This window comes from Pseudomonas sp. LBUM1651, assembly GCF_059716135.1.
In genome coordinates, this window is record NZ_CP166805.1 from 4,637,151 (window position 1) to 4,663,489 (window position 26,339).

Here is a 26,339-nt window from a genome sequence, read left to right on the forward strand (position 1 = left end):
ATCCAGATTGAAAACAACTTTTCAATATCCAGTCATTCGATGTGTGATGATTCGTTTTATATCATCACAAGGTTAGATCCTCAGGCGTGAATACCATCGTGAATGAACGGTAGGGTTGGAAATCACTTGTCCTCATTCCCTGCATTTCTGGCAGTTGACCGACGTTTTTGACCGCAGCCACCGCTGAGTTATCGAATGGCTTATCTCCACTGGACCTGGCGACACTGACTGACTTCACTGTGCCATCCGGTAACATATTGATCTGTAGTACGACCTTCATGCCTTTCTTTGCTGACGGTGGGCGAGCCCAGCCTTCTGATGCCCGAGCAAGAATCAGATCTTCGAAAGTGCCCGTAACTTCTTGACCACCACCACCACCACCACCATCAAGTAGTTGTTGTAGAGCTTTTACCGTATTTGCCTGTTGTGTAGCTTGCTTTTGCAATTGTTCCTCACGTGTAGCTTGCTTTTGCAATTGCTCCTCATGTGTAGCTTGCTTTGGCAATTCTTCCTCATGTGTGGCTTGGCGTGATTTCTTCGAGGGTTTATCAATTGTGGTTAATCTAGTTACCACAATGTTCCCTAACCGGTCCGTGCCAATAACACGAACAAACTGCCCTTGCAGTTGTCGACCGTTGAAGTCTCCATTTTCTTGGGTTATACCAAGAGATGAAAGCCCATTAAATGCAAAAATGTAGCATATGCCTGGATCACATGCGGTGATGGCAGAGGCCTTGTCCAGCTTGAAAAGCTTGTTTTTGAACCAGTCCAACCCCTTATCTTTGTTATTTTGTAGCGCTTCTGATAGCCCACCCGAATACTTCAAATTATTGGCATTTTCTATCGCCTTTAGCTGAATAGCAGCAGCCACCTTGGCCTTGGCATCTTCTGCAGCCAGGACCTTGGCATATTCTTCGGCCTTAGCCTTGGCAGCTTCTGCTGCCTTAGCCTTGGCATCATGTTCGGCCAGTAGCCTCGCTTCAGCTTCTGATGTACCTAGCTGTGATTGGGCGAGATAGAGTCGGCTAGGGGATGCATCGAAATGGGCAGGCTTATTGGCGATGTCAGCAAATGAATTTGTCGCCAAGATCATTCCAATGACGCACCCAGAAAATATTTTTTTTGCTTTCATGTCGCTACCGCAGCATTGATGAGTTGATGATGCGGCTAGCATATGATGACGGCATAATAACAGTAAAGAATGTTTTGCGGTTGCAGGCGATAATTTCTTGTCAATCTGCCCAAAAACATTCCAGTGATATTTGTTACTAGTCAGTGGTTATCCCAGCATGACAACATAAAAGCAACACAGATATAAGTTGCGTTAATTCAAGGCACACCCAGAAGATCCTATAAGAACCTCAGAGAGGCCGCAATACAACATCAGTAACCCTGCAGGGTGGTCGCTCAAATCACCCCACACAGCACACTAAGGGCTGTACGCGGCAACATAACTACGGGTGACAAATCAACCAATTGCATTAGTTCAAAAACATCAACAGTCGCGATGCTATCTTTCGGATGCCGGTCGAATAGTTGTTTTCGTAAATCAGGCTTGCCAGCGAGCCTCCATTCTTTTAACGCACGACTGACAACGCGACACGGACTCCAAACTTGGCCAGTATCGGCCTTGGTTGCGGTTTTCGCTAGATAGATCATCCATTTATAATAGCTATCTTTTTCTTCTATCGTCCGAAGATGGTGCCCATAAGCATCAATATCAGGGCAGACAAACTCGTAGTTCGCTAAAAACCCGCCAGCAAATAGCCGAGCCATGAAGCGCTCAAGGCTTGATCTCCGATCTAGCCTGTCGTTCAATATTATAGCAATGTGATGATGTAAGCCGTCTTTGTCTTCATCGCATTCCACAACCGTTAATCGCAGTGGTACGTAGTCGGATTTTCTTTTGAAAAAAGTTGAAAGACGGGCGCTGAATTTGCGACTATCCATTTTCTCTGTAAACCTAAGTCTAACATGATATCCACGCTGCCTAGTGTAGACCTTGGCGCACCCATACACCATCACATACAACGCTTCTATAATCTTGATGAATGACGGGTAATCCGTATCGCATTTGACTGAAACTCCCATAAAGCTATTTTGGGAGTGATGACTTTCTTTTTTCGACATGACTGTTTTTGATTAAACATACTTCCTAGTTGGATGGACAAAAGAACACCTTTAATATTAGTAACCACCAAGCCGAACAACCCTATACCACACTAGTGACTATAGAGCCCTATAGAGAAGTAAAGATCCCGCCCACAGAATACCGCCATTGCCCGATAATACGTGGACCTGGAGGATATTTAAGTGTTTGCAAGTCAAACTTGAATGGACCGAAGGCCGGGCACGAAAAATTCGTGCTTTTGAATTTTATAAAATTAGTTTCCGGGAATGCGACCACCCCAACGGAAAGCTAGGGATTACGTATTTTGGGCGGCGGCATACGATCTATTATACGGCCTGCCGCATCTCAATCTAAACACATTCACAAAATAATGTTTAAACGTGGCGTTGCGATCTTCAAGCCAAAACGCCGCTGACATCTACAGATACCACCCCAATCAGCCTAAACCCAGAACGCAGTAGCAAGCACCGAAGACTACCTGCCACCCAACGTGCGCCTAGTGAACGTATAAAGGAAAGCCCACCATTAGCCGCCGACCAGTCCATCTCAGGCTTATAGACACCCACAACAAGCTGTACGAACGTGACAACATGTTATACGAACATCTGGGTGAGCTTTAGCAGCACCGTCGCTTGCGAGGCCGGAAACGCGGTTTTTGGGGACAGCTAGACTGATGCAGAGACGACCCGCTTTTAGATCTAGTACAGACCGACGACAGTGATACAAATGAGTAGTACAACCGGAAAGCAAAAAGCCCCGTAACTCATTGAATTACGGGGCTTTTCTATGTATGGCGGAGAGATAGGGATTCGAACCCTAGGTACCGGTGAAGGTACAACGGATTTCGAATCCGTCCCATTCGGCCACTCTGGCATCTCTCCAACGGCGCGCATCATAACAACACTTTTGCCGGAAGCGAACCCCCTGAGCGAAATATTTCTGTGCTATCAGATGCTTGCGTCGATTAAAGCGGTACGCCCAGACGATTGGCGACTTCTTCGTAGGCTTCGATGACGTCACCGAGGCCCTGACGGAAGCGGTCCTTGTCCATTTTTTTGCCGGTGGCCTTGTCCCACAGGCGGCAGCCGTCCGGGCTGAATTCGTCGCCCAGGACGATGGAGCCGTCGGAGAACACACCGAATTCAAGTTTGAAGTCGACCAGCAGCAGGCCGGCGTCGTCGAACAGTTTGCTCAGGACTTCGTTGACCTTGAGCGACAGTTCTTTCATGCGAACCAGTTGCTCGGCGGTGCCCCAACCGAAGGCTACGACGTGGGATTCGTTGATGAACGGGTCGCCCTTGGCGTCGTCCTTCAGGAACAGTTCGAAGGTGTAAGGGTTGAGCCTCATGCCTTCTTCGACGCCCAGGCGCTTGACCAGGCTGCCGGCCGCGTAGTTACGCACGACGCACTCGACCGGGATCATGTCGAGTTTTTTCACCAGGCATTCGTTGTCGCCCAGCAGTTTGTCGAATTGGGTCGGCACGCCGGCGGCTTCGAGTTTCTGCATGATGAAGGCGTTGAACTTGTTGTTCACCATGCCTTTGCGGTCGAGCTGCTCGATGCGCTTGCCGTCGAACGCCGAGGTGTCGTTGCGAAACAGCAGGATCAAGCGGTCAGCGTCGTCGGTCTTGAAAACCGATTTGGCTTTGCCGCGGTAGAGTTCTTCACGTTTTTCCATGATGGGCTCCGCTTGCTAAGTAGGTGGGCTAGGCGATGTGTCGCCAGTCGAGCCCTGAATCTTGATCGGCCAGTTGCAGCCAGTCCGGGTCGCACCCGAGGGTGTCGACAAAACATTGCCGGGCCAGCTGCGGCAGGTTGTTCTTGCTGCTGAGATGGGCCAGGACCAGGTGTTGCAGGCCTTGCCAGCCCAACTCGGACACCAGGAATGCCGCCTGGTGGTTGTTCAAATGTCCCAGTTCACCGCCCACCCGCTGCTTGAGAAAGTACGGGTAGTGACCGCGAGCCAGCATGTCACGGCAATGGTTGGCCTCGATCATCAACGCATCGAGGTCCCGATAGCCGTCCAGCACCTTGTTGCAGTATGAGCCCAGGTCGGTCAACAGGCCGAAGCGTCGCTCACCGTCACTGAACACATATTGCGTCGGTTCCTGTGCATCGTGGGCCACGGCAATGACGCCGATGCTCAGAGCGCCGATCTGCAGTTGCTCGCCGCCCGCCAGAAGGCCGGCCGGTTCAATCGGTTTGCGCATCCCGCGCAGGGTACCGCGACTGAGGTAGACAGGCAGATTGTAGCGCCGAGACAGCAAACCCACGCCATGCACGTGGTCGGCATGTTCGTGGGTCACGAGTATCGCGCTCAGTTGCGCCGGGTTCACACCCAGGCGCAACAGGCGTTTTTCGGTTTCCCGCAGGGAGAAACCACAATCCACCAGCACGTACGTATCAGCGCTGGCTATCAGCGTGCCGTTCCCTTGGCTACCGCTGCCGAGAACGGCAAAACGCATGTGATCAGCCCAGGTTGTCCTGAATCTTGCTCAACACTTTGCGCGCCACGTCAGCCGGCGCCACGGTGTTGATGTTCTTCTCGACGGTGACCTGAACGGTATCACCCACCTTGCTCAGGCGAACCTGATAACGCTCGGCACGGGCTTCAACTTCTTCCTTGCTCGGACCACTGCCGAGCAGACTGCCGAAGAAGCCAGGCTTGTCGTCTTTCTTCTCGGCTTTTTCAGACAGGTTGATGTAGTACAGACCCAGGCTGCGGTTGATGTCTTCAACGCGCCATTCGCCCTGTTCCAGTGCACGACCGACGCTCGACCAGGCACGGTCCAGGTCGTTACCGACGTTCAGAACCGGGTTGCCGCTGCCGTCTTCGCTCAGGCTGACACGGCTTGGCGTATCGAAATCACGCGAAGCCAGCATGGAGACCGAACCGCCTTTCTCCGAAGTTCGGCTCATGCTCGCGAGCATGTCGTCGACCAGTGCCGCGTCCAGGCCAGTGTTGACCGAACGGTTGGTGAAGGCCACATCGGCGGTGCTGCCGGCAGGACGTTCGGCGCTGACCACATAGACTTCACTGGTATTGCGCTGCACGCCTGGCTCGATACGGACCCGCACGCGGGTTTCGCTGTCAGCGCCGACACCAGCTGCGCTCAGGCGCTTGGCCATCGCTGCGGACAGTTCGTCGGAATGCTGCCAGGTGGTGGTGAATTCGCCGGTTTGCGGACGCTGTTCATCCAGACGGAAACCGTTGTCCTGGAAGAACTGCACAGCCACTGGCCAGACTTCGGCCGGCGGGTTCTGGGCGACGATCCAGCGCGAGTCGCCGGTCTTCTGCAGCGAGTAGGCACTGGCGTCGGCAGCAGCGGACAGCGGCTGCGGGCGAGGCACGATGTATTCGCCCTTGGCGGTGTCGTCGGCCACGTTGCGCGGGATCGGCAGCAGCGGATCCAGGTGTTTGGCGGTGCTGACGTCCGGTGGCAATTGCATCGGTGCAGTCTGTTGCGCTTCCAGGTAATCGCTACCACGGTCACGGAAATAACCTTCCGGGCCCCAGACCCATCCACAGCCACTGGTGCTGGAGATAATCAAGGCAAGTGCGGAAAGTCCGGCCAATCGCTTCATGCGTAGTGCTTCCTCAATTAAACCAGGACGCCGGACTGGCGCATGGCCTGCCGCAGCGGTTCGTGACAGGCAGCGCTGAGCCAGGTGAGCGGCAGACGGATACCGTCCGGCATCAAGCCCATTTCATGCAGTGCCCATTTCACGGGGATAGGGTTGGATTCGATAAACAGGGTTTTATTGAGCGGCATCAGCTTTTCATGGATCGCACGGGCCGTGACGGCATCGCCTTTCAGGGCAGCGTTGCACAGGTCGGCCATGTCGCGCGGAGCAACGTTGGCAGTCACCGAGATGTTGCCTTTGCCGCCGAGCAGGATCAGCTCGACTGCGGTGGCGTCGTCACCGGAGATCACCAGGAAGTCTTTGCTGACGCCGTCGAGGATGGCTTTGGCACGATCGAGGTCGCCGGTGGCTTCCTTGATGCCGATGATGTTTTTCACGGTCGACAGACGGATAACGGTCTCGGCCTGCATGTCGCATGCCGTGCGGCCAGGCACGTTATAAAGGATCTGCGGGATGTCGACAGCTTCGGCGATGGCCTTGAAGTGCTGGTACAAGCCTTCCTGGGTCGGCTTGTTGTAATACGGCGTCACCAGCAGGCAGGCATCGGCGCCGGCGGTCTTCGCATTGGTGGTCAGCTCGATGGCTTCGCGCGTCGAGTTGGCGCCGGTACCGGCGATCACCGGAATGCGCCCTGCCACCTGCTTTACCACGTAACGAATCACTTCGATGTGCTCGTTCACGTCAAGGGTGGCCGATTCGCCTGTAGTACCGACCGCCACGATCGCGTGGGTGCCGTTCTGCAGGTGAAAGTCCACCAGTTTGCTCAGGCTGTCCCAGTCGAGACGACCTTGTGCATCCATGGGTGTGACCAGTGCCACCATACTGCCCGCAATCATGCAACCGCTCCTGCCGGAAAAAGAGAGCCGTAATGGTACTGGCGCCAAGATGCTTGTACAAGCGAAGTACTGCGCTGCTGCCATTCCCCTTGGCGCTGCTTTTCGCTACCCTTCAGACTTTGATCGGTACTGACATGCTCGTACGCCGGGTTTCAGCCTCCATTTTCGGCATCACAAGCCCCGATCCAGCGTTGCCACCCTTCGCTCTTGCCTTAATGGAGCACGTTGCAACCTTCGGCCCGGGTTTTCTGAATTCGCATCCGCAGGCTCGCCCCCGGTAAAAAAAGCCCGTAGAAGTATCGACCGCTCATCGCTTTAGGAATGCTGCATGTCCACCCCCACAGTTCGCGAACAATTCCTTGTCATCAGTGCCCTCGGCGCCAACCCCATGGAGCTGACTAACGTCCTGTGCCGCGCCAGCCATGAAAACCGCTGCGCCGTGGTCACTTCTCGCCTGACCCGTCATGGCGAGTGCAGTGCGTTGATCCTCGAGATCTCCGGCAGCTGGGACGCCCTGGCGCGCCTCGAAGGCAGCCTGCCGAGCCTCGCCAAGAAGCACGCCTTCACGGTCAACGTGGTGCGCAGCGCGGCGCTGGAGAACCGTCCTCAGGCCCTGCCGTACGTCGCCTACGTCAGCTCGGCGTATCGCTCGGACATCATCAACGAGCTGTGCCAGTTCTTCATGGACCACAACGTCGAGCTGGAAAACCTGACCTGCGACACGTATCAGGCTCCGCAAACCGGCGGCACCATGCTCAACGCCACGTTTACCGTGACCTTGCCAGCCGGCGTGCAGATCAGCTGGTTGCGCGATCAGTTCCTGGATTTTGCCGACGCGCTGAACCTGGATGCCCTGATCGAACCGTGGCGCCCACAAAACCCAATGTAAGGAAGCTTTCATGGCCGTTGCCATCGACCAACCGGTTGCCGACTTCGAAGCCCCCGCCACCAGCGGGCAGACCATCAGTCTCGCGGGCCTCAAAGGCAAGCAAGTGGTGATCTACTTCTATCCGAAGGACAGTACGCCGGGGTGCACGACCCAGGGCCAGGGCTTTCGCGATCAGCTCGACGCCTTTAAAGCGGCTGACACTGAAGTTTTCGGCGTTTCCCGCGACACCCTGAAATCTCACGAGAACTTCAAGGCCAAACAAGCGTTCACCTTCGAGCTGATCAGCGACAAGGAAGAAGCGCTGTGCCAGCTGTTTGATGTGATCAAGCTGAAGAAGCTTTATGGCAAGGAATACATGGGTGTTGATCGCAGCACGTTCCTGATTGATAAGGATGGTGTGCTGCGTCAGGAATGGCGTGGCGTGAAGGTGCCGGGGCATGTGGATGCTGTTTTGGCGGCTGCACAGGCGCTGAACAAGGCCTGATATTTGGCGTTCTTTCAGACGCCTTCGCGGGCAAGCCTCGCTCAAGGTTGATGCAGTCCCTGTAGGAGCGAGGCTTGCCCGCGAAGAGGCCTTCAAGGCTGACCATTAAAGCAGCGGAGCCACCACCGGCTCCTTCCGTGGCCAAGCATCCAGCACCGCCTTGAACAGCGTCGCCAGCGGAATTGCGAAGAACACACCCCAGAACCCCCACAACCCGCCAAACAACAGTACCGCGCAAATGATCGCCACCGGGTGCAGGTTGACCGCTTCCGAAAACAGCAGCGGCACCAGCACGTTGCCATCCAGCACCTGGATGATTCCGTAAACCGCCATCAAATAGATGAACTGATCGCTCCAGCCCCACTGGAACAACGCAATCAGCAGTACCGGCACCGTCACAACTACCGCGCCGACGTAAGGCACCACCACCGACACACCCACCAACAGCGCCAGCAGCGCCGCGTAGTTGAGCCCCAGCACGACAAACCCGATGTAGGTCGCGCCACCGCAGATGAAGATTTCGATGACCTTGCCGCGAATGTAGTTGGCGATCTGCCTGTTCATCTCATGGGCGACGCGAGTAATCAACGCGCGCTCGCGGGGCAGGTAACCGCGTACCCATTGGCCGATCATCTCGCGGTCCTTGAGGAAGAAGAACACCAGGATCGGCACCAACACCAGGTAGATCATGATGTTCACCAGCAGCGGCAGACTCGACAGCGAAAACGTCAGCGCCCACTGGCCGAACTTGCCGATCTCGCCCCGTGCCACTTCGATGGCCTGCAGCACCTGTTCGTCAGACACCAGGTGGGGGTAGCGCTCGGGCAGCAGCAGTAACAGCGATTGCCACTTGGCGAGCATGCCCGGCAGTTCGTTGAACAGCGTGATCAACTGATGCCAGAGCAACGGCACTACGATCACGATGAACACCAGCAAAACGCCCATGAACAACGCAAAGACCAGCCCCACGGCCACCCCACCCGGCATGCGCAAGCGTTCAAGGGTCACCACCAGTCCTTGCATCAGATACGCCAGCACCATACCGGCGAGCACCGGCGCGAGCATGCCGCCCAGCGTCAGGACGGCGGTAAACGCCAGAAACAGCAAAACCGCGAGCACCACGGCTTCTTCGTCGGAAAAATAGCGCTGAATCCAGTCGCGTAACACCTTGAACATCAATAATCCCTTAGAAACGAATGCGGCAGGTTTCAGGCTTTTTTCAACCAGTAGCGGTAAACACCCGCTTCATCTTCTTCACGAAGCAGCGTATGACCCGCCAATCGGGCAAACGTGCGGAAGTCACGCTGCGAACCCGCATCGGTGGCGATCACCTTGAGCACCGCGCCGCTGGCCATGCGATTGAGTTCCAGCTTGGCCTTGAGCAACGGCAACGGGCAATTCAGGCCGCTGGCGTCCAGTTCGGCGTCATGGGCTACAGCGTCGGTCATTGCGTTACTCCGGGTCAGGTGGTCGAACGGCTTAGAATATCTGGTCCGAAGCGTACTGTCCGGCTACAGTAAGGTCTTTGTCGACTCAAGGCTTTGTGCATGACTTTTTTGCGCCCTACCCTGCTGACGCTCGCTTGCCTGCTCGCCTCACCGGGCTTCGCTGACGACCTGCCGTCACTCGGTGACGCCAGCTCTGCCATTGTCTCGCCGCAACAGGAGTACCAGTTGGGTCGTGCCTGGCTGGCGCTGCTGCGCAGCCAGGTTTCACAGCTCAATGACCCGCAGCTCAAGGATTACGTCGAATCCAGCGTCTACCGCCTGGTGGAGACCAGCCAGGTCAACGACCGGCGCCTGGAATTCATCCTGATCAACAGCCCGCAACTCAACGCTTTTGCGGCGCCGGGCGGGATTGTCGGGGTCAACGGCGGCTTGTTCCTCAATGCCCAGACCGAGGGCGAATACGCCTCGGTACTCGCTCACGAACTGGCTCACTTGTCGCAGCGCCACTTTGCTCGTGGCGTCGAAGCGCAACAGCGCATGCAGGTGCCGATGATGGCCGCGCTGCTGGCCGGGATCGTGATTGCCGCTGCCGGTGCTGGCGATGCCGGGATCGCGGCCATTGCGGGCACCCAGGCGGCGGCGATTCAGGAACAGCGACGCTTTTCGCGCCAGAACGAGCAGGAGGCCGACCGCATCGGCATCCTCAACCTGGAAAAAGCCGGTTACGATCCACGCTCGATGCCAACCATGTTCGAGCGGCTGGCTCGCCAATACCGTTTTGACGCCAAGCCACCGGAATTCCTGCTGACTCACCCGGTGACCGAATCGCGGATCGCCGACACCCGCAACCGCGCCGAGCAGGCCAGGCCGGGTGGTATTGAAGACACCATGCGTTATCAGCTGATTCGTGCGCGAGTCCAGCTGATCTACGAAGAAACCCCAGGCCTGGGCGCCAAACGCTTTCGCGCGCAGCTGGATGAGAACCCGAAAAACGATGTCGCACGCTATGGTCTGGCGATCGCCCAGATCAAGGGCGGTCAGCTGAACGAAGCACGGGAAAACCTCAAGTTGCTGCTGGCCAAGTCGCCGAACGAGATCATCTACAACCTGGCGCAGATCGATCTGGACATCACCAACAATCGCCTGCCGGACGCTCAGACTCGGGTTGACCGGATGCTGACTCAGTATCCGGGCAACTATCCGCTGAATCAGGTGCGCGTCGATTTATTGCTCAAGCAGAACCGTGCGCCCGAAGCGGAAAAAGCACTGGAAGCCCTGCTCAAGAGCCGCCCGGATGATCCGGACGTCTGGTACATGGTGGCTGAAACCCGTGGCCTGTCCGGCAACATCATCGGCCTGCATCAGGCCCGCGCCGAGTACTTTGCACTGGTCGGCGACTACCGCCAGGCCATCCAGCAACTGGACTTCGCCAAGCGCAAGGCCGGAACCAACTTCCCACTGTCTTCGCGGATCGACGCCCGGCAACGGGAGCTGATGGAACAGGAGCGCATGATCAAGGACCTGATGGGCTAATTTGTTTCAGGCACAAAAAAACCGCCTCTTTCGAGGCGGTTTTTTACTCAGCCGACAACCGGTTTATTCAGCCAGTTTGAAGGTGATGAAGCTGGCGCGATTTTGACGCAGAACCCGCATCGACACCGAGCGGTTCTTCGGAAGCGCCTTGGCGATATCGGTGAACTCCTTGGTGGAACCAATCGCCTGATTGTTCAGGTGAGTGATAACGTCGCCTGGCTGCAAGCCAATCATAGAAGCAGGACCGTCCTGGACTTCCTTGATGACCACACCACCTTTGAGGTCGTAGGTTTTCTTCTGCTCGTCGGTCAGCTCGGCCACGGAAACACCCAGGCGATTGCTGCTGCGCTCGATGCTGGATTTCGGCAATGCGTCCAGCTCTTTGCCTTCTTCCGGGATAGCGCCGACCGTCAGCTCGACATTCTTGCGCTTGCCTTCACGGATCACTTCCAGGTTGGCTTTCGAGCCAGCTTTCAGTGCGCCCACCAAGTGCGGCAGATCTGCTGACATGACGATCGGTTGATTGTTCATGGTCAGGATCACGTCGCCCACTTGCAGACCACCCTTGGCAGCCGGGCCATCGTCCTGGATCTGAGCCACCAGCGCACCGGCCGGTTTTTCAAGACCGAACGACTCGGCCAGATCCTTGTTCACTTCCTGAATGACGACGCCCAACCAGCCACGGCTGACCTTGCCGCCGCTTTTCAGCTGATTGGAAACGTCCATGGCCACGTCGATAGGGATCGCGAACGACACGCCCATGAAGCCGCCGGAACGGGTGTAGATCTGCGAGTTGATCCCGACTACTTCGCCCGCCAGGTTGAACAGCGGACCACCGGAGTTACCCGGGTTGATCGGCACGTCGGTCTGGATGAACGGCACATAATTTTCGTTCGGCAGGCTGCGACCGACAGCGCTGACGATGCCCTGAGTCACGGTATGGTCGAAACCGAATGGCGAGCCGATTGCGACCACCCACTGGCCGGCCTTCAGGTCCTGGGATTTGCCAAGTTTGAGAACTGGCAGATCCTTGCCTTCGATTTTCAGCAAGGCCACGTCAGAACGTGGATCGGTGCCGACTAGCTTGGCTTTCAGCTCACTGCGGTCAGCCAGGCGAACGAGAATTTCGTCGGCATCGGCGATCACATGATTGTTGGTGAGGATGTAGCCGTCAGACGAGATGATGAAACCCGAACCCAGCGACTGGGCTTCACGCTGACGATCACCCCGCGGTGAACGAGGCTGCGGCATGCCGCGCTCGAAGAACTCGCGCAACATAGGCGGCAAGCCTTCTAGGTCAGGCATCTGCTCGCTCACTTTGCGATCCGGCAGTTTCTGCGTGGTGCTGATGTTCACCACAGCAGGCGAGGCCTGTTCGACCAGTTGCGTAAAGTCAGGCAATTCGACCGCTTGAGCAGCGGCCGCCTGACCGAGCACCAGTACAGTGGCAAAAATGGAGAGGTAAGACTTCAAGCGTGGTATCGACATACGGCTCCCGTTACGACAAGCATGGTTAAGCGATATGGAGCAAGGAACACCGGGAACGATACGCCGGTATTTTTGTTCCGGGAACAACAAACAAGGCCAGAGCCGAGGGGCTCTGACCTATAAAAAATTTTGGGGATATTTGCAAACTGAAATGCTCACCAAACATTTCGATATCAGCTCACTACTGGGTTGCAGCGGCATCGGTGCGCATGGACAGCGCGATCCGTTCAGCAGTACCTACTGGGATTTCACCGACCACGGTAACCATCATGTCGCCTTGAGGCGTGGTCAGGCGTCGGGATACAGCAACGGTCGGACCGAGCTGAGTGCGAGTATCGGTGAGAGTTGCGCCATTAAGCGGTTCAAGGAACACCGAGAAACGGGCCAGACCATCGTCATACATCAGGCTGTTGACCTGGATTTTGGTCTCTGGATCCTTGCGCGAAGTGCTGCTGGTCAGCTCGAAGCCTGCAGGCAACCAGTCCGAATGCCAGGTCTGGGCAACCTTGACCGCTGAAGCCTTGTCGCTGTCGAGGGCGATGGTTTTGCAATCACTGCCCGGCTGCAGATCACTGTCGGAAGGTACATCGGAGGTATCCAGCTGCGTGAACTGGAAGCGCTCCAGCAACTGCCCCTTATCATTCAGGAGCAATGACTTGAGCGGCAAACCGGTTTCTTTGTCCAGATGCAGTTCAAAACCGTAACGGTGCTGATCGCGCGGCTTCAAGGAAACGATTACCGCGGCACGCCCGGCAACACGCGACCTGCCGATGACGGAAAGGTCGTACCAATTCTTGAGTTTCTGTGGATCGAGTGCACGAGCAGCGGAATTGGGGGAGTCCCCAAGTCCTGCGATCAAGGTGCCGCTGACGCATTGAGTACGCCCATCAATGCGCACGACTTCCTGAGCAGAGCCATCAAGCTGGAGTAAACGCTCGCGGACCTTGCCATCCTGGACGCGGTGCCAGATGTTGTGGGTAGAAAAACTACCGTTTCGCTCGTAAACAAAAGTACCGTGAAAGCTTTGCTGTTGCTCGGCCTGACCAAGACGGGTCAACCAGTCCTGGGCTTCATCGGCGTGGGCTGGAACAATGAACCAGCCACCGAGCAGAAGCGAAAGTAGAGGTATGGCGCGCATGATCCTCCTTAACGGTTTTCCATGCTTGCTGCACGAGCGTAAGGCAGAGCGCTCTCAGTACCTTTCAGTGCAGCCTGTTGAGCATGTTGGCGCAAGTAGCCTGGCAAACGTTGATCGTGCCAGCCCGGCTGACCTTGCAAAACGCCGTTGGCCATAGGACCAGTGGCTTCCGAACTCTCATTATAGCCTGCCAACACAGCTGGACCCTTGACCTGAGGAACGGCCAGACCCGGTTGGCTGGAATGTTGAGCCAGCTCGACACCAGCGATCTCGTCCTGGTTGTACAGACGAACACCCGCCAGTACGGCAACGGTGACCGAAGCTGCGACTGCCAGACGACCCAGGCTGCGCCATGGACCACGGGATGCTTTTGCCGGTACGGCTTCGTCAGCCAGCGCAGCGGAAACGGCCGCGGCGATATCCAGACGTGGAAGCAGCAGATCCTTATGCATCACTGCCCGAGCGATCTGATAACGAGCCCATGTTTCACGGGTTTCAACATCGTCAAAGGCATTCAACACCCGACGCAATTCCAATTCGTCCGCTTCGTTATCCATCACTGCGGACAGCGATTCCTGCAGGGCTTCACGACTCATGGCGTTCCTCTCTTGGCTGTCGCCGCTGTCTCAGTTTTCCTGCAACAACGGCTGCAGGGCTTTATCGATGGCCTCCCGAGCGCGGAAAATCCGGGAGCGCACGGTACCCACCGGACATTGCATGACGCTCGCAATGTCCTCGTAACTCAGACCATCGAATTCACGTAAAGTTAAAGCCGTACGCAAATCTTCTGGCAGTTGCTGAATGGTTCGATGGACGGTGCCTTCGATCTCATCCCGCAGCAATGCACGTTCTGGCGACTCGAGATCCTTGAGGCCATGATCGCCATCGTAGAACTCTGCATCCTCGGAACTGACATCGCTATCCGGCGGCCGGCGGCCGCGTGAAACCAGATAGTTTTTCGCCGTGTTGATGGCGATGCGGTAAAGCCACGTATAAAACGCGCTGTCTCCGCGAAAATTTCCAAGCGCACGGTATGCCTTGATAAAGGCTTCCTGTGCCACATCCTGGGCTTCATGGGTGTCGTGCACGAAACGCACGATCAACCCGAGAATTTTGTGCTGGTATTTCAGCACTAGCAGATCGAAAGCTCGCTTGTCGCCGCGCTGGACGCGTTCGACGAGCTGCTGATCCTCTTCCTGGGTTAGCATGAACTCTCCTCGATAAGCTCGGAGGAAGCTTGCATAACTAAACGACCAGACTTGCAAACATAGACTCGGGCTTTTCGCAAAAGTTCTCCCCCTCCAAGCAAGTTTCCTGCGGGCTCTGATTGGCACGCACGAAAAGCGCAGCTCGAGCTAACCCGGCTGCGCGAATAATCTTGTCATCGGATCCGACAGCAAGGATCAAACCGCAATCCCGCGCTGAAGCCGACACTGTCCCTTGATTCAGGCAACGGTCTATTGATCTTGGGCCTTTGGCAAAAGTTCCAAATATTTATAGCTGTGCCAGACCGACATTGTGCAACCCTGGACGGAAAAAGACTGTTAAATCCACGATACAGTCGTCTTGTCGCCGAACGGTTCGAAAAACCATCCGACGAAGCGTCAGGTCTTTTCTGTCACTGTAGTTTCACAATGCCATGTCAGCCCGGCTATTGTGCCGCTCCCCCCCTCTATATACTAGTGGGCTGTGTGGCCGCCCCGACTCGTCGTTCCAGTAGTCTGGCGCCAACCCCGACCCGGGTCGCTTTGAGCGGAATCCTGAAATGAGCCAACAGTTTCAACATGATGTTCTGGTCATTGGCAGCGGTGCAGCCGGTTTGAGTCTTGCGCTGACCTTGCCCGATCATTTGCGTATCGCCGTACTGAGCAAAGGCGACCTCGCCAATGGCTCGACATTCTGGGCCCAGGGCGGTGTCGCTGCTGTTCTGGACGACACCGATACCGTTGAGTCCCACGTCGATGACACCCTCAACGCTGGCGGCGGCCTGTGCCACGAAGACGCTGTGCGCTTCACAGTCGAACACAGTAAAGAGGCAATTCAATGGCTGATCGATCAGGGCGTACCGTTTACCCGCGATGAGCAGTCCGGTACCGAGGACGGCGGGTTCGAGTTCCATCTGACCCGCGAAGGCGGTCACAGCCATCGGCGCATCATTCACGCCGCCGACGCCACAGGCGCAGCGATTTTCAGAACCCTGCTCGACAAAGCCAGGCAACGACCCAACATCGAACTGCTGGAACAGCGCGTCGCGATCGATCTGATCACCGAGAAACGCCTGGGCCTGGACGGCGACCGCTGCCTCGGCGCCTACGTGCTCAACCGCGGCACAGGCGAAGTCGACACCTACGGCGCACGCTTCGTGATCCTCGCGTCCGGAGGTGCCGCCAAGGTCTACCTCTATACCAGCAACCCTGACGGCGCCTGCGGTGACGGCATCGCCATGGCCTGGCGTTCGGGCTGCCGGGTGGCGAATCTGGAGTTCAACCAGTTCCACCCGACCTGCCTGTATCACCCGCAGGCCAAGAGCTTCCTGATCACCGAAGCTTTGCGTGGCGAAGGCGCACACCTGAAGCTGCCCAACGGTGAACGCTTCATGCAGCGTTTCGACCCGCGCGCAGAGCTTGCGCCACGGGACATCGTCGCCCGGGCGATCGACCATGAGATGAAGCGGCTCGGAATCGACTGCGTCTATCTGGACATCAGTCACAAACCAGAAACCTTCATCAAGACGCACTTCCCGACGGTGTACGAGCGTTGCCTCGAGTTTTCCATCGATATCACCAAGCAACCGATCCCGGTGGTTCCCGCGGCGCACTACACCTGCGGCGGCGTGATGGTCGATCAGCAAGGTCGCACCGACGTGCCGGGGCTGTATGCGATTGGCGAAACCAGTTTCACCGGCCTGCACGGCGCCAACCGCATGGCCAGCAACTCGCTGCTGGAATGCTTCGTTTACGCGCGCTCGGCGGCTGCAGACATTCTTGAACAGTTGCCGCAGGTTTCGATTCCCGTCGCCCTGCCCGTCTGGGACGCCAGCCAGGTCACCGACTCGGATGAAGACGTGATCATTGCGCACAACTGGGATGAACTGCGGCGGTTCATGTGGGACTACGTTGGCATCGTGCGCACCAACAAGCGCCTGCAACGAGCGCAGCACCGCGTGCAGTTGTTGCTGGATGAAATCGACGAGTTCTACAGCAACTACAAGGTCAGCCGGGATTTGATCGAACTGCGTAACCTGGCCCAGGTCGCCGAGTTGATGATTCTGTCAGCCATGGAGCGCAAGGAAAGTCGCGGCCTGCATTACACCCTCGACTACCCGAACATGCTACCGGTTGCGCTGGACACTATTCTGGTGCCGCCCACCTACGCCGACTGAACGTGAGCCGGACTCGCAGGCGTCGGTGCAGATCCGCCGCCTGCGAATCCCGTGGCACGCAAATCGATCGGATCCGCCGCTCGCCCCGCAAACGAAAACGCAACACCACGACCAACGGCAACACCAGGCTGTCCCGCCGCAGTTGAATCGCCTGCCAACCGGCCACCTGATTCCACAACTGCCAGCCATCTGCATCGCGACGCAAGCCGCGAAACGCCTGCGGATGTGTCAGCAAAATCTGTCTTGGCAATGCCCAAATGCCGTGCGCCAGGCAGCAAAAAGCGCCGAGCAAACTGCCCCAGACCGGTATGAAAAGAAAAAACAACGAACCCAGCGCGAACAGCTGAGCCAACAGATACGCCGCCAGCAACTGCCGTGAGGCATGCCAGCGGCATTCGAACGCATTACTTGGGCTGGACACGATCCAGGATCATGCGAACCATGCGCTGAAGCTCCGGGTCTTCCGATTCGGCGCGTTCCATGAACCAGCCGAACATGTCCTGATCTTCGCATTCGAGCAGCTTGCGGTAGCAATCGCGGTCGACATCATTGAGGTGCGGGTAGACCTCTTTCACGAACGGCACCAGCAACACGTCAAGTTCAAGCATGCCGCGGCGGCTGTGCCAGTAGAGGCGATTCAGTTCTACATCTTCGACCATGGAGCGCTCCTCAAATAGGCGGCAAGTATACAGCCCCCGACACCATCGAACAGTCGGCTTTGGTCGGGCACTGCCGACCTTTTGTGAACTACCCATTTCATGGGCGCACCCTTATGATGTCCTCCAGACTCTTCTTCTCTGCGATGACCCATGGCCGATTCTGCTTTTTTCTGCACCCTGTCTCACGAAGGCGTTCTCGCGGTCCGCGGCGCGGATGCCGGTAAATTCCTGCAAGGCCAACTGACCTGCAACCTCAATTACCTGAGCGACACCCAGGCCAGCCTCGGCGCACGCTGCACCCAGAAAGGCCGGATGCAATCGAGTTTCCGCATCCTGCTGCAAGGCGACGGCGTGCTCATGGCCATGGCCAGCGAGCTGCTGGAACCGCAACTGGCGGATCTGAAAAAGTACGCGGTGTTCTCCAAATCCAAACTGACTGATGAAAGCGCCGCGTGGGTCCGCTTCGGCGTCGACCATGGCGATGCCGCATTGATCAGTCTGGGCCTGGAACTGCCGGCAGACACCGACAGCGTTGCGCGCAATGATGGGTTGATCGCCGTCCGCGTTTCGCCGGACCGTGCTGAACTCTGGGTTGCCGCCGATCAGGCCGATGCCATCAAATGCCGGTTATCCGCCCTGTTGACCGAAGGCGATCTCAACGAGTGGCTGCTGGGCCAGATCCGCGCAGGGATCGGCCAGGTCATGCCGAGCACCCGCGAGCTGTTCATTCCGCAGATGCTCAATCTGCAAGCCATCGGTGGCGTGAGTTTCAAAAAGGGTTGCTATACCGGCCAGGAAATCGTCGCGCGGATGCAGTATCTGGGCAAACTCAAGCGTCGCTTGTATCGCCTGAAGCTCGACGCCAGTGATTTGCCTGAGCCCGGCACTCAACTGTTCTCCCCGACCCACGGCAGTTCCATCGGCGAAGTGGTGATCGCCGCACACACCGGACAAAACATTGAACTGCTGGCCGTGCTGCAAGCCGAAGCAGCCGAAGGTGGTGATGTCCATCTGGGCGCACTCGAAGGGCCAGCCCTGCACCTGCTCGACCTGCCTTATGAACTGGATCGCGATCGCGAAATCCAGCGTTAACGGCAGCACTTGTCGCAACACCTAGAGAAAAGAAATGAGTGAGCTGGCGGATAAGGTCCAACAGGATTTGGTTGAGGCCATCGATAACGATGACCTGGTTCTGCCAACATTGCCGGAAGTGGCCCTGCAGATTCGCAAGGCCGCTGAAGACCCGGAAATCAGTGTCAGCACCCTGAGTAAAGTGATCGGCCGTGACACCGCGTTATCGGCGCGCCTGATCAAAGTGGTCAATAGCCCGCTCCTTCGCGCGACTCAGGAAGTGACGGACTTGCACACGGCCATTACGCGCCTGGGCGTCAACTACAGCAGCAACCTGGCCATTGGCCTGGTGATGGAGCAGATCTTCCACGCGCGCTCCGACGTGGTGGAAAAGAAGATGCGCGATGTCTGGCGCAAAAGCCTGGAAATCGCCGGCGTCAGTTACGCGCTGTGCCGCAGTTACACGCAACTCAAACCTGATCAGGCGGCTCTCGGCGGGCTGGTGCATCAGATTGGCGTACTGCCGATCCTGACCTACGCCGAAGACCATTACGAGCTGCTGTCGGACCCGGTCAGCCTGAACCATGTCATCGACCAGATTCACCCGCTGCTCGGCGACAAACTGCTGCGGGTCTGGGAGTTTCCGGAAATGCTGGTACAGGTGCCGGGGCTGTATCTGGACTTCAAGCGTGAGTCCGGGCGCGTCGACTATGTGGATCTGGTGCAGGTGGCCAGTTTGTATTGCCACAAGGACACAGACCATCCCATCGCCCGTATCGACCCGCTCAACGTGCCGGCCTTCAAGAAGCTCGGGATCGATCCGGAGAACGAGGCGATGTGCAGGGATCTGGAAGAATCGCGGTCGATGTTTTACTGATAATTGTGGCGAGGGAGCTTGCTCCCGCTGGGTTGCGAAGCGACCCCACTTTCCAATAAAAAGAATGGGACTGCTGCGCAGTCCAGCGGGAGCAAGCTCCCTCGCCACACTATGTATTCAGCAGCTTACCCCGCAATAAAACTCACCCGCACCTTCAACCCCGCCTTTTCACCGTCATGCAGGCTGATCTGCGCCAAATGCGCACGGCAAATCTCACCGACAATCGCCAGCCCCAACCCCGAGCCCGCGACTTGCTGGTTGCGTCGATAGAAGCGCTCGAACACCCGGTCGCGTTCTTCCAGTGGAATCCCCGGCCCATCATCCTCGACCTCCAGCACCGCCGGCGCCGAGACCCGCAGGATCACATTGCCGCCGGAAGGCGTATGGGCCAGTGCGTTATCCACCAGATTGCTCAATAGCTCATTCAACAGCGTCGGCTCACCGCGCAGCCATACCGGCTCGTCCGCCTCCAGTGCCAGCGCCACGCCGCGGGCATGGGCCAGCGGCGCCATGGCCATGCCGAGTTCGCGGGCCAGCTGACTCAAGTCCAGCAACTGCGCGCCACCCTCGGCGATCGCCCGGGCACCGTTCTCGACCCGCGCCAACGAGAGCAATTGATTGGCCAGATGGGTCAAGCGGTCCGTGCCCTGGGCGGCCGTTTCCAATGTGTTGCGCCAGGTCTCGGGTTCGGTCGAGCGCAGGCCCAGTTCAAGCCGCGCCTTGAGCGCCGCCAGTGGCGTGCGCAGTTCATGGGCCGCATCGGCGATAAATTGCGCCTGGCGCTCGAACTGCTCGCGCAGACGCTCGGTAAAGTGATTGAGCGCGCGCACCAGCGGCCACAATTCGTGCTGCACTTCCACCAACGGCAGCGGCCGCAGATCGTCGGACTGGCGCTCTTCCACCGCCGTGCGCAAGCGCTCCAATGGACGCAACGCCGCACTCACCGCAAACCACACCATCAGCAAGGCACCGACCGCCAGCATGCCCAATCGCAGCAACGTGTCCGCTGCCAGGCTACGAGCCATGCTGACCCGCGCTTCATCGGTTTCCGCCACGCGGATTTCCGCCATGCCGTTCATGTTCGGCTCGCTCACGGGTTTAAGCAGGCTCACCACCCGCACGTTCTGCCCCTGATAGGTTGCGTTGTAGAAACGTGCGAGCGCCGGATAGTCATCGGTGCGCGGCGTGCCCGGCGGCGGAGGCGGCAGGTTTTCGTAACCGGAAATCAACTTCTGATTGATGTCATTGACCAGATAGAAAATCCGCCCGGCGCTGTCGTAGGCGAAGGTATCGAGGGCCACGTAGGGCACGTCGGCGCTCAGGCTGCCATCACGCTGGGACACCCCGGCGGCGATGGTTCGTGCCGAAGCCAGCAAGGTCCGGTCGTACGCGGTGTCGGCGGCCTCGCGCCCGTTCCAGTACGCACTCAAGCCACTGGCCAGCATCAACACCACCAACAACAGCGCGAGGTTCCACAGCAACCGCCAGCGCAGGCTGCTGGGCTTATGCATCACGGCTTTCCAGCAAATAGCCGAGACCACGGAAGGTCACGATGGCAACCGGTTGGCCGTCGAGCTTCTTGCGCAAGCGGTGGACATAGATTTCGATGGCGTCGGGGCTAGCTTCTTCGTCCAGACCGAACACCTGGGCAGCCAGTTGTTCCTTGCTCATCACCCGACCGGGACGGGCGATCAGGGCTTCGAGCACCGCCTGTTCGCGGGAGGTCAGGGTCAGCAATTCTTCGCCAAGGGTGAAGCGCCGGGTGTCCAGATCGTAAGCCAGTACGCCGCAGGTCTGCTGGCGCTCGCCGCCGAGCACGCTGCGGCGCAGCAAGGCTTTGACCCGGGCTTCGAGTTCGGTCAGTTCGAAAGGCTTGGCCAGGTAATCGTCAGCGCCAAGGTTCAAGCCATGGACCCGGTCCTTGACGTCGCTGCGCGCGGTCAACATCAGCACCGGCAGGTTCTTGCCCCGGGCCCGCAGGCGCGCCAGCACTTCGAAACCATCCATGCGCGGCAGGCCGACGTCGAGGATCGCCATGGCGTATTCCTCGCTGCTCAACGCCAGGTCGGCGGCCACACCGTCGTGCAGCACATCCACGGTCAGCCCGGTGCTCTTGAGCGCTTGGGCAACACTGTCGGCGAGTTGCAGATGGTCTTCGACGAGCAGAACACGCATGGATCTTTACCTCATTCAGGGATGTTCGACGCCATTCTTTGGCGCGGAGTTTACAGCCGCATCCGCCGCTGTGAAGCCCGAAAACCGTGAAAGTCCGCTGAAAGGTTAGTGAAAGGTTCGACCGTTAGAGTCGGCCCACGGATGGTTTCGACTGTAAGCCACCGATCGTGCTTTGAAATGTAGCTCCCGAAAAACGCCTTGATGCGTTTTCGCCAATAAGAACAATAACGAGGTACTTCGCCATGCTGTCCACACAGCTCCAGATTTGCCCGCCCCACCCCTTTTCTCGCTCCCCATCGTATACGCTCGTCAGCGCCGTTGCTGGCTGCGCAACGCGAAACCGCCGCATCTGAAACACCCCCAAAAACAACAACTCCCGTGGAGACACCAATGAATCGATCACTGCGCCGTTTCGCCCTCGCCGCCAGCTGCATGCTGTTTGCCGGCCAACTGATAGCCGAGCCGAAACGCCCGGAATGCATCGCCCCGGCCTCGCCTGGCGGCGGTTTCGACCTGACCTGCAAACTGGCGCAGAGCGCGCTGGTCAACGAAAAGTTGCTGACCAAACCGATGCGCGTGACCTACATGCCCGGCGGTGTCGGCGCGGTGGCGTACAACGCGGTGGTCGCTCAACGTCCGGCCGATGCCGGCACGCTCGTGGCGTGGTCCAGCGGTTCGTTGCTGAACCTGGCCCAGGGCAAATTCGGTCGCTTCGATGAGACCAACGTACGTTGGTTGGCAGCGGTCGGCACCAGCTACGGCGCCATCGCGGTGAAAAGCGATTCGCCTTACAAGAATCTCGACGACCTCGTTCAGGCGCTGAAGAAAGATCCGAGCAAAGTGGTGATCGGTTCCGGCGGCACCGTCGGTAGCCAGGACTGGATGCAAACCGCACTGATCGCCAAGGCCGCCGGGATCAACCCGCGCGATCTGCGTTACGTCGCCCTCGAAGGCGGCGGTGAAATCGCCACCGCCCTGCTCGGCGGTCATATCCAGGTCGGCAGCACCGACATCTCCGACTCCATGCCGCACATCCAGAGCGGCGACATGCGCCTGCTGGCGGTGTTCTCCGAGAAACGCTTGGACGAGCCGGAAATGAAAGACATTCCGACCGCCAAGGAACAAGGCTACGACATCGTCTGGCCAGTGGTTCGCGGCTTCTACCTCGGGCCAAAAGTCAGCGATGAAGACTACGCCTGGTGGAAAGACTCCTTCGACAAACTGCTGGCCTCACCCGAATTCGCCAAGCTGCGCGATCAGCGTGAACTGTTCCCGTTCGCCATGACCGGCCCGGAGCTGGACACCTACGTGAAGAAGCAGGTCGCGGACTACAAAGTGCTGGCCAAAGAGTTCGGCCTGATTCAGTGATCGCCTCTGTCTAGCGGCTGCGGCCCCCGTTCTGCGGGGCCGCGGCACAGGAGTTTTCCATGCTCTTACAACGCATTTTTGCTTCGGTGCTGTTGCTGGCCTGTCTCAGCCTGGTGCTGATGGCCTGGCCCTATCAGGCGCCATTTTCCTACGAACCGATCGGACCACGGGCCTTTCCCCTGTTGATGCTGGGCCTGATGGGCCTGGGACTGGTTTACATGGTGTATCGCCCCTCGCCGATCAAACACACCGATGAAGATCCGCCGATGGATCGCGAAACCCTGACCAAGATTGGCATCTGCGTGTTGCTGCTTCTGGTCTTCGCCGGGTTGTTCGAACCCCTGGGCTTCATCCTCAGCAGCATGCTGATCGGCATTCCGATGGCGCGCCTGTACGGCGGACGCTGGTTGCCGGGCGCGGTGATCATCAGCCTGATGAGTATCGGTCTGTACCTGCTGTTCGACAAAGTCATGGACGTGCCACTGCCTCTGGGCCTGCTCGACGTTCTGGAGAACTGATATGGATACGCTTGGTTATTTGAGTCATGGCTTCGGCGTCGCGTTGACCCCTTACAACCTGGTCACCGCACTCAGCGGCACGCTGATCGGCACCGTCGTCGGCCTGCTCCCCGGCCTCGGTCCGATCAACGGCGTGGCGTTGCTGATCCCGATCGCGTTCGCCCTCGGCCTGCCGCCGGAATCAGCGTTGATCCTGCTGGCCGCGGTGTATCTGGGTTGCGAGTACGGCGGCCGGATCAGTTCGATCCTGCTGAACATTCCGGGCGAAGCCTCCACCGTGATGACCACCCTCGACGGCTACCCGATGGCCCGACAAGGCATGGCGGGTGTTGCGCTGTCACTGTCGGCGTGGAGTTCGTTCATCGGCGCCTTTATTGCGACCTGCGGGATGGTGGTGTTCGCGCCGATTCTGGCGAAGTGGGCGATTGCCTTCGGCCCGGCGGAGTACTTCGTCCTGATGGTGTTCGCGATTGTCTGTCTCGGCGGCATGGCCGGCGACCGACCACTGAAGACCTTCATTGCGGCGCTGATTGGGTTGTTCCTGTCGACTGTCGGCATCGACGCCAACAGTGGTGTCTACCGCTTCACCGGCGACAATATCCACCTCACCGACGGCATTCAGTTCGTGGTGCTGGTGCTGGGCCTTTTCTCCATCAGCGAAATCCTGTTGCTGCTGGAAAAAACCCACCGCGGTCAGGAGGCGTTCAAAGCCACCGGCCGCATGATGTTCAACTTCAAGGAAGCCGCTTCGGTGTTCTGGGTGAACATGCGTTGCGGTGTGCTCGGGTTCATCATGGGCGTGCTGCCCGGTGCCGGCGCGACACTTGCCAGCGCCGTGGCCTACATGACCGAGAAACGTATCGCCGGCCCAAGTGGAAAATTCGGACAGGGCGACAAGCGTGGCCTGGCCGCTCCGGAAACCGCCATCGGTGCGGAAGCCTGCGGCGCGCTGGTGCCGATGTTGACGCTCGGCGTTCCCGGTTCGGGCACCACGGCGGTGATGATCGGTGCCTTGTCGCTGTACAACATCACGCCAGGCCCGCTGCTGTTTCAACAGCAGCCGGACATCGTCTGGGGCCTGATCGCTTCGTTGTTTGTCGCCAACATCATGCTGGTGATCCTCAACATTCCGATGATCCGCATCTTTACCCGCATCCTCGCCGTGCCGAACTGGGCGCTGGTGCCGATGATCGCGATTATTACCGCCATCGGTGTGTTCGCGGTGCATGCCACCACCTTCGATCTGTTCCTGATGATTGGCATCGGCATCTTCGGCTACATTCTGCGCAAGCTGGATTTCCCGTTGTCGCCGGTTCTGCTGGGCTTCATTCTCGGAGGTTTGATGGAACAGAATCTGCGCCGGGCCCTGTCGATCTCCAACGGTTCGCTGGAGATTCTCTGGTCGAGCGGGATCACCATGGGAGTCTGGGCGTTGATCGCTGTGATGCTGCTGGTGCCGATCCTTCGGATCTGGCGCAAACGTTCGGTCGCTCGGCGCGTTATCGCCGATGTCTGATCGAACACCCTTCAAAGCCTGGTGGGGTACGCCGCTGGTCGGCGCGCTGGGCGGTTACCTGGCCAGCCTGGTCGGCTGGCCGCTGCCGTGGATGGTCGGCTCGTTGCTGGCGATCATCCTGGTGCGCTGCCTGACACCCTGGCAACTGGCGGAAATCCCTGGCGGCCGCAAGTGCGGCCAGTGGGTGGTCGGCATCGGCATCGGCCTGCACTTCACCCCGGTGGTGATGGCGCAGGTGCTAAGCCACTTCGGTCTGATTTTCTTCGGCGCGTTGGTCACCAGCCTCTCGGCCATCGTCGGGGTCTGGCTGATGCGGCGCACCGGTGAGGATCGCGCCACCGCGTTCTTTTCCAGCATGCCCGGCGGTTCCGGTGAGATGGTCAACCTCGGCGCGCGCAATGGCGCGGTGCTCAGTCGCGTAGCGGCCGGGCAAAGTCTGCGGGTGCTGGTGGTGGTGCTGTGTGTGCCGGCGGCGTTCAAGTATTTGCTGGGCGACGGCGCGCCAATCGTTCATCCGACGGCCGTCAACTGGTGGTGGCTGGCCCTTCTATTCCCGGCAGGCGCGTTGGCAGCCTGGCTTTGGGAACGTCTTCGTCAACCCAACCCATGGCTGTTCGGACCGTTGCTGGTGAGTGCGGCGGTGAGCATTAGCTGGGATTTGCATATTGGCTTGCCCCATGGCGGCAGCCAGATTGGCCAATGGCTGATCGGCAGCGGCCTGGGCTGTCACTTCAATCGGCAGTTTTTCCGGCGGGCGCCTTCGTTTATGGGACGGACCTTGATTGGCACGGTGTTGACCATGTTGATTGCCACGGCGGCAGCACTGGGATTGAGTGCGCTGACGCATCTGGATTTACGTTCGCTGACATTGGGCATGATGCCCGGCGGGATTGCGGAGATGAGCCTGACGGCGGAGACCCTGCAATTGTCGGTGCCGCTGGTGACGGCGATGCAGGTGATGCGGTTGTTGTTTGTGTTGTTTCTGGCGGAGCCGTTGTTCAAGTATTGGAATCGGGTGCCGGAGCAGCCCTGACACTATCCACTGTGGCGAGGGAGCTTGCTCCCGCTCGGCTGCGTAGCAGTCGTAAACCGGGTGCATGTTGTGGATCAGAAAGAACCAGCTTGCATGTTTTGGGGCTGCTTCGCAGCCCAACGGGAGCAAGCTCCCTCGCCACAAAAGC

At 58.2% G+C, this 26,339-nt stretch carries 25 protein-coding genes, 1 tRNA gene and 1 pseudogene; 10 read left to right on the plus strand and 17 right to left on the minus strand.

Features of this window, described 5'->3' with window-relative positions; all coding sequences use genetic code 11:
• Window positions 1-64: 64 nt before the first annotated feature.
• The 7 genes and pseudogenes from ACA066_RS21680 to dapA form a co-directional block, all read right to left on the minus strand.
• Window positions 65-367: pseudogene (locus ACA066_RS21680) on the minus strand (cell envelope integrity TolA family protein); the annotation flags it as partial.
• A gap of 1,040 nt (window positions 368-1,407) precedes the next feature.
• Entirely contained in the window at window positions 1,408-2,130 is a 723-nt protein-coding gene (locus tag ACA066_RS21685; protein ID WP_497696569.1) for a hypothetical protein, read from the minus strand.
• A gap of 792 nt (window positions 2,131-2,922) precedes the next feature.
• Window positions 2,923-3,012: transfer RNA gene (locus ACA066_RS21690), tRNA-Ser, on the minus strand.
• 83 nt (window positions 3,013-3,095) lie between these two features.
• The gene (purC, locus tag ACA066_RS21695) at window positions 3,096-3,809 is read right to left on the minus strand and encodes a phosphoribosylaminoimidazolesuccinocarboxamide synthase (RefSeq protein WP_497696570.1); all 714 of its coding nucleotides are present in this window, start codon (window positions 3,807-3,809) and stop codon (window positions 3,096-3,098) included.
• Between the two features lie 28 nt (window positions 3,810-3,837).
• Entirely contained in the window at window positions 3,838-4,596 is a 759-nt protein-coding gene (locus ACA066_RS21700) for an MBL fold metallo-hydrolase (protein ID WP_008034928.1), read from the minus strand.
• Between the two features lie 4 nt (window positions 4,597-4,600).
• Entirely contained in the window at window positions 4,601-5,716 is a 1,116-nt protein-coding gene (bamC, locus tag ACA066_RS21705; protein WP_497696571.1) for an NlpB/DapX family lipoprotein, read from the minus strand.
• 17 nt (window positions 5,717-5,733) lie between these two features.
• Window positions 5,734-6,612 (minus strand): 4-hydroxy-tetrahydrodipicolinate synthase, encoded by an 879-nt coding sequence (gene dapA, locus ACA066_RS21710; protein ID WP_497696572.1) that lies wholly within the window; start codon window positions 6,610-6,612, stop codon window positions 5,734-5,736.
• Window positions 6,613-6,940: 328 nt separating this feature from the next.
• Here dapA and ACA066_RS21715 point away from each other — a divergent pair, with 328 nt between their 5' ends.
• Window positions 6,941-7,501: a glycine cleavage system transcriptional repressor gene (locus ACA066_RS21715; protein WP_008034925.1), complete on the plus strand. Its 561-nt coding sequence runs from the start codon at window positions 6,941-6,943 to the stop codon at window positions 7,499-7,501.
• A gap of 10 nt (window positions 7,502-7,511) precedes the next feature.
• Window positions 7,512-7,985 (plus strand): peroxiredoxin, encoded by a 474-nt coding sequence (locus ACA066_RS21720; protein ID WP_497696573.1) that lies wholly within the window; start codon window positions 7,512-7,514, stop codon window positions 7,983-7,985.
• A 105-nt stretch (window positions 7,986-8,090) separates the two neighbouring features.
• Here ACA066_RS21720 and ACA066_RS21725 read toward each other — a convergent pair whose 3' ends face one another.
• Both ACA066_RS21725 and ACA066_RS21730 read right to left on the minus strand, forming a co-directional pair.
• Window positions 8,091-9,161, minus strand: a complete 1,071-nt coding sequence (locus ACA066_RS21725) for an AI-2E family transporter (protein ID WP_017336972.1) — start codon at window positions 9,159-9,161, stop codon at window positions 8,091-8,093.
• Between the two features lie 32 nt (window positions 9,162-9,193).
• Complete coding sequence (locus ACA066_RS21730) at window positions 9,194-9,433, minus strand: sulfurtransferase TusA family protein (protein WP_028621876.1); 240 nt, start codon at window positions 9,431-9,433, stop codon at window positions 9,194-9,196.
• A gap of 99 nt (window positions 9,434-9,532) precedes the next feature.
• On the opposite strand from ACA066_RS21730, the gene ACA066_RS21735 reads away from it, so the two are divergent.
• Window positions 9,533-10,966, plus strand: a complete 1,434-nt coding sequence (locus ACA066_RS21735; protein WP_497696574.1) for a M48 family metalloprotease — start codon at window positions 9,533-9,535, stop codon at window positions 10,964-10,966.
• A 63-nt stretch (window positions 10,967-11,029) separates the two neighbouring features.
• On the opposite strand, the gene ACA066_RS21740 is transcribed toward ACA066_RS21735, so the two are convergent.
• The 4 genes from ACA066_RS21740 to rpoE all read right to left on the minus strand — a co-directional run bounded on the left by ACA066_RS21740 (window position 11,030) and on the right by rpoE (window position 14,800).
• Window positions 11,030-12,454: a DegQ family serine endoprotease gene (locus ACA066_RS21740; protein WP_497696575.1), complete on the minus strand. Its 1,425-nt coding sequence runs from the start codon at window positions 12,452-12,454 to the stop codon at window positions 11,030-11,032.
• A 181-nt stretch (window positions 12,455-12,635) separates the two neighbouring features.
• Window positions 12,636-13,592, minus strand: coding sequence for a MucB/RseB C-terminal domain-containing protein (locus ACA066_RS21745; protein WP_497696576.1), 957 nt, complete (start codon window positions 13,590-13,592; stop codon window positions 12,636-12,638).
• Between the two features lie 8 nt (window positions 13,593-13,600).
• The gene (locus ACA066_RS21750; protein ID WP_084322660.1) at window positions 13,601-14,188 is read right to left on the minus strand and encodes a sigma-E factor negative regulatory protein; all 588 of its coding nucleotides are present in this window, start codon (window positions 14,186-14,188) and stop codon (window positions 13,601-13,603) included.
• Between the two features lie 30 nt (window positions 14,189-14,218).
• Entirely contained in the window at window positions 14,219-14,800 is a 582-nt protein-coding gene (gene rpoE, locus ACA066_RS21755; protein ID WP_003172477.1) for an RNA polymerase sigma factor RpoE/AlgU, read from the minus strand.
• 557 nt (window positions 14,801-15,357) lie between these two features.
• Here rpoE and nadB point away from each other — a divergent pair.
• On the plus strand, window positions 15,358-16,974 hold the full coding sequence (gene nadB / locus ACA066_RS21760) for an L-aspartate oxidase (protein ID WP_497696577.1): 1,617 nt from the start codon (window positions 15,358-15,360) through the stop codon (window positions 16,972-16,974).
• On the opposite strand, the gene ACA066_RS21765 is transcribed toward nadB, so the two are convergent.
• Together ACA066_RS21765 and ACA066_RS21770 are read right to left on the minus strand one after the other, a co-directional pair.
• Window positions 16,943-17,395: a protein YgfX gene (locus ACA066_RS21765; RefSeq protein WP_497696578.1), complete on the minus strand. Its 453-nt coding sequence runs from the start codon at window positions 17,393-17,395 to the stop codon at window positions 16,943-16,945. The two genes, nadB and ACA066_RS21765, sit on opposite strands and share 32 nt — an antisense overlap.
• Entirely contained in the window at window positions 17,379-17,633 is a 255-nt protein-coding gene (locus ACA066_RS21770; RefSeq protein ID WP_007944081.1) for an FAD assembly factor SdhE, read from the minus strand. Before ACA066_RS21770 ends, ACA066_RS21765 begins: the two co-directional genes overlap by 17 nt.
• A 150-nt stretch (window positions 17,634-17,783) precedes the next feature.
• Between ACA066_RS21770 and ygfZ the strand changes: the two genes are divergently transcribed.
• Together ygfZ and ACA066_RS21780 are read left to right on the plus strand one after the other, a co-directional pair.
• Window positions 17,784-18,725, plus strand: a complete 942-nt coding sequence (gene ygfZ / locus ACA066_RS21775; protein ID WP_497696579.1) for a CAF17-like 4Fe-4S cluster assembly/insertion protein YgfZ — start codon at window positions 17,784-17,786, stop codon at window positions 18,723-18,725.
• Between the two features lie 34 nt (window positions 18,726-18,759).
• A complete protein-coding gene (locus tag ACA066_RS21780; protein ID WP_497696580.1) occupies window positions 18,760-19,581 on the plus strand; it encodes an HDOD domain-containing protein in 822 nt (273 codons plus the stop codon).
• A 125-nt stretch (window positions 19,582-19,706) separates the two neighbouring features.
• On the opposite strand, the gene ACA066_RS21785 is transcribed toward ACA066_RS21780, so the two are convergent.
• The gene (locus tag ACA066_RS21785; RefSeq protein ID WP_497696581.1) at window positions 19,707-21,092 is read right to left on the minus strand and encodes a sensor histidine kinase; all 1,386 of its coding nucleotides are present in this window, start codon (window positions 21,090-21,092) and stop codon (window positions 19,707-19,709) included.
• The gene (locus ACA066_RS21790; RefSeq protein ID WP_084322654.1) at window positions 21,085-21,756 is read right to left on the minus strand and encodes a response regulator; all 672 of its coding nucleotides are present in this window, start codon (window positions 21,754-21,756) and stop codon (window positions 21,085-21,087) included. The genes ACA066_RS21785 and ACA066_RS21790 overlap by 8 nt, the downstream gene beginning before the upstream one ends.
• Before the next feature lie 390 nt (window positions 21,757-22,146).
• On the opposite strand from ACA066_RS21790, the gene ACA066_RS21795 reads away from it, so the two are divergent.
• From ACA066_RS21795 to ACA066_RS21810, 4 genes are read left to right on the plus strand one after another with little or no spacing between them, the layout of a single operon-like run.
• Window positions 22,147-23,124 carry a Bug family tripartite tricarboxylate transporter substrate binding protein gene (locus tag ACA066_RS21795; RefSeq protein WP_497696582.1) on the plus strand — a complete coding sequence of 326 codons (978 nt, stop codon included), beginning with the start codon at window positions 22,147-22,149 and terminating at the stop codon, window positions 23,122-23,124.
• Window positions 23,125-23,183: 59 nt separating this feature from the next.
• Window positions 23,184-23,642 (plus strand): tripartite tricarboxylate transporter TctB family protein, encoded by a 459-nt coding sequence (locus ACA066_RS21800; protein ID WP_497696583.1) that lies wholly within the window; start codon window positions 23,184-23,186, stop codon window positions 23,640-23,642.
• A 1-nt stretch (window position 23,643) separates the two neighbouring features.
• A complete protein-coding gene (locus ACA066_RS21805; protein ID WP_497696584.1) occupies window positions 23,644-25,158 on the plus strand; it encodes a tripartite tricarboxylate transporter permease in 1,515 nt (504 codons plus the stop codon).
• On the plus strand, window positions 25,151-26,191 hold the full coding sequence (locus ACA066_RS21810) for an AbrB family transcriptional regulator (protein WP_497696585.1): 1,041 nt from the start codon (window positions 25,151-25,153) through the stop codon (window positions 26,189-26,191). The genes ACA066_RS21805 and ACA066_RS21810 overlap by 8 nt, the downstream gene beginning before the upstream one ends.
• Window positions 26,192-26,339: the final 148 nt, after the last annotated feature.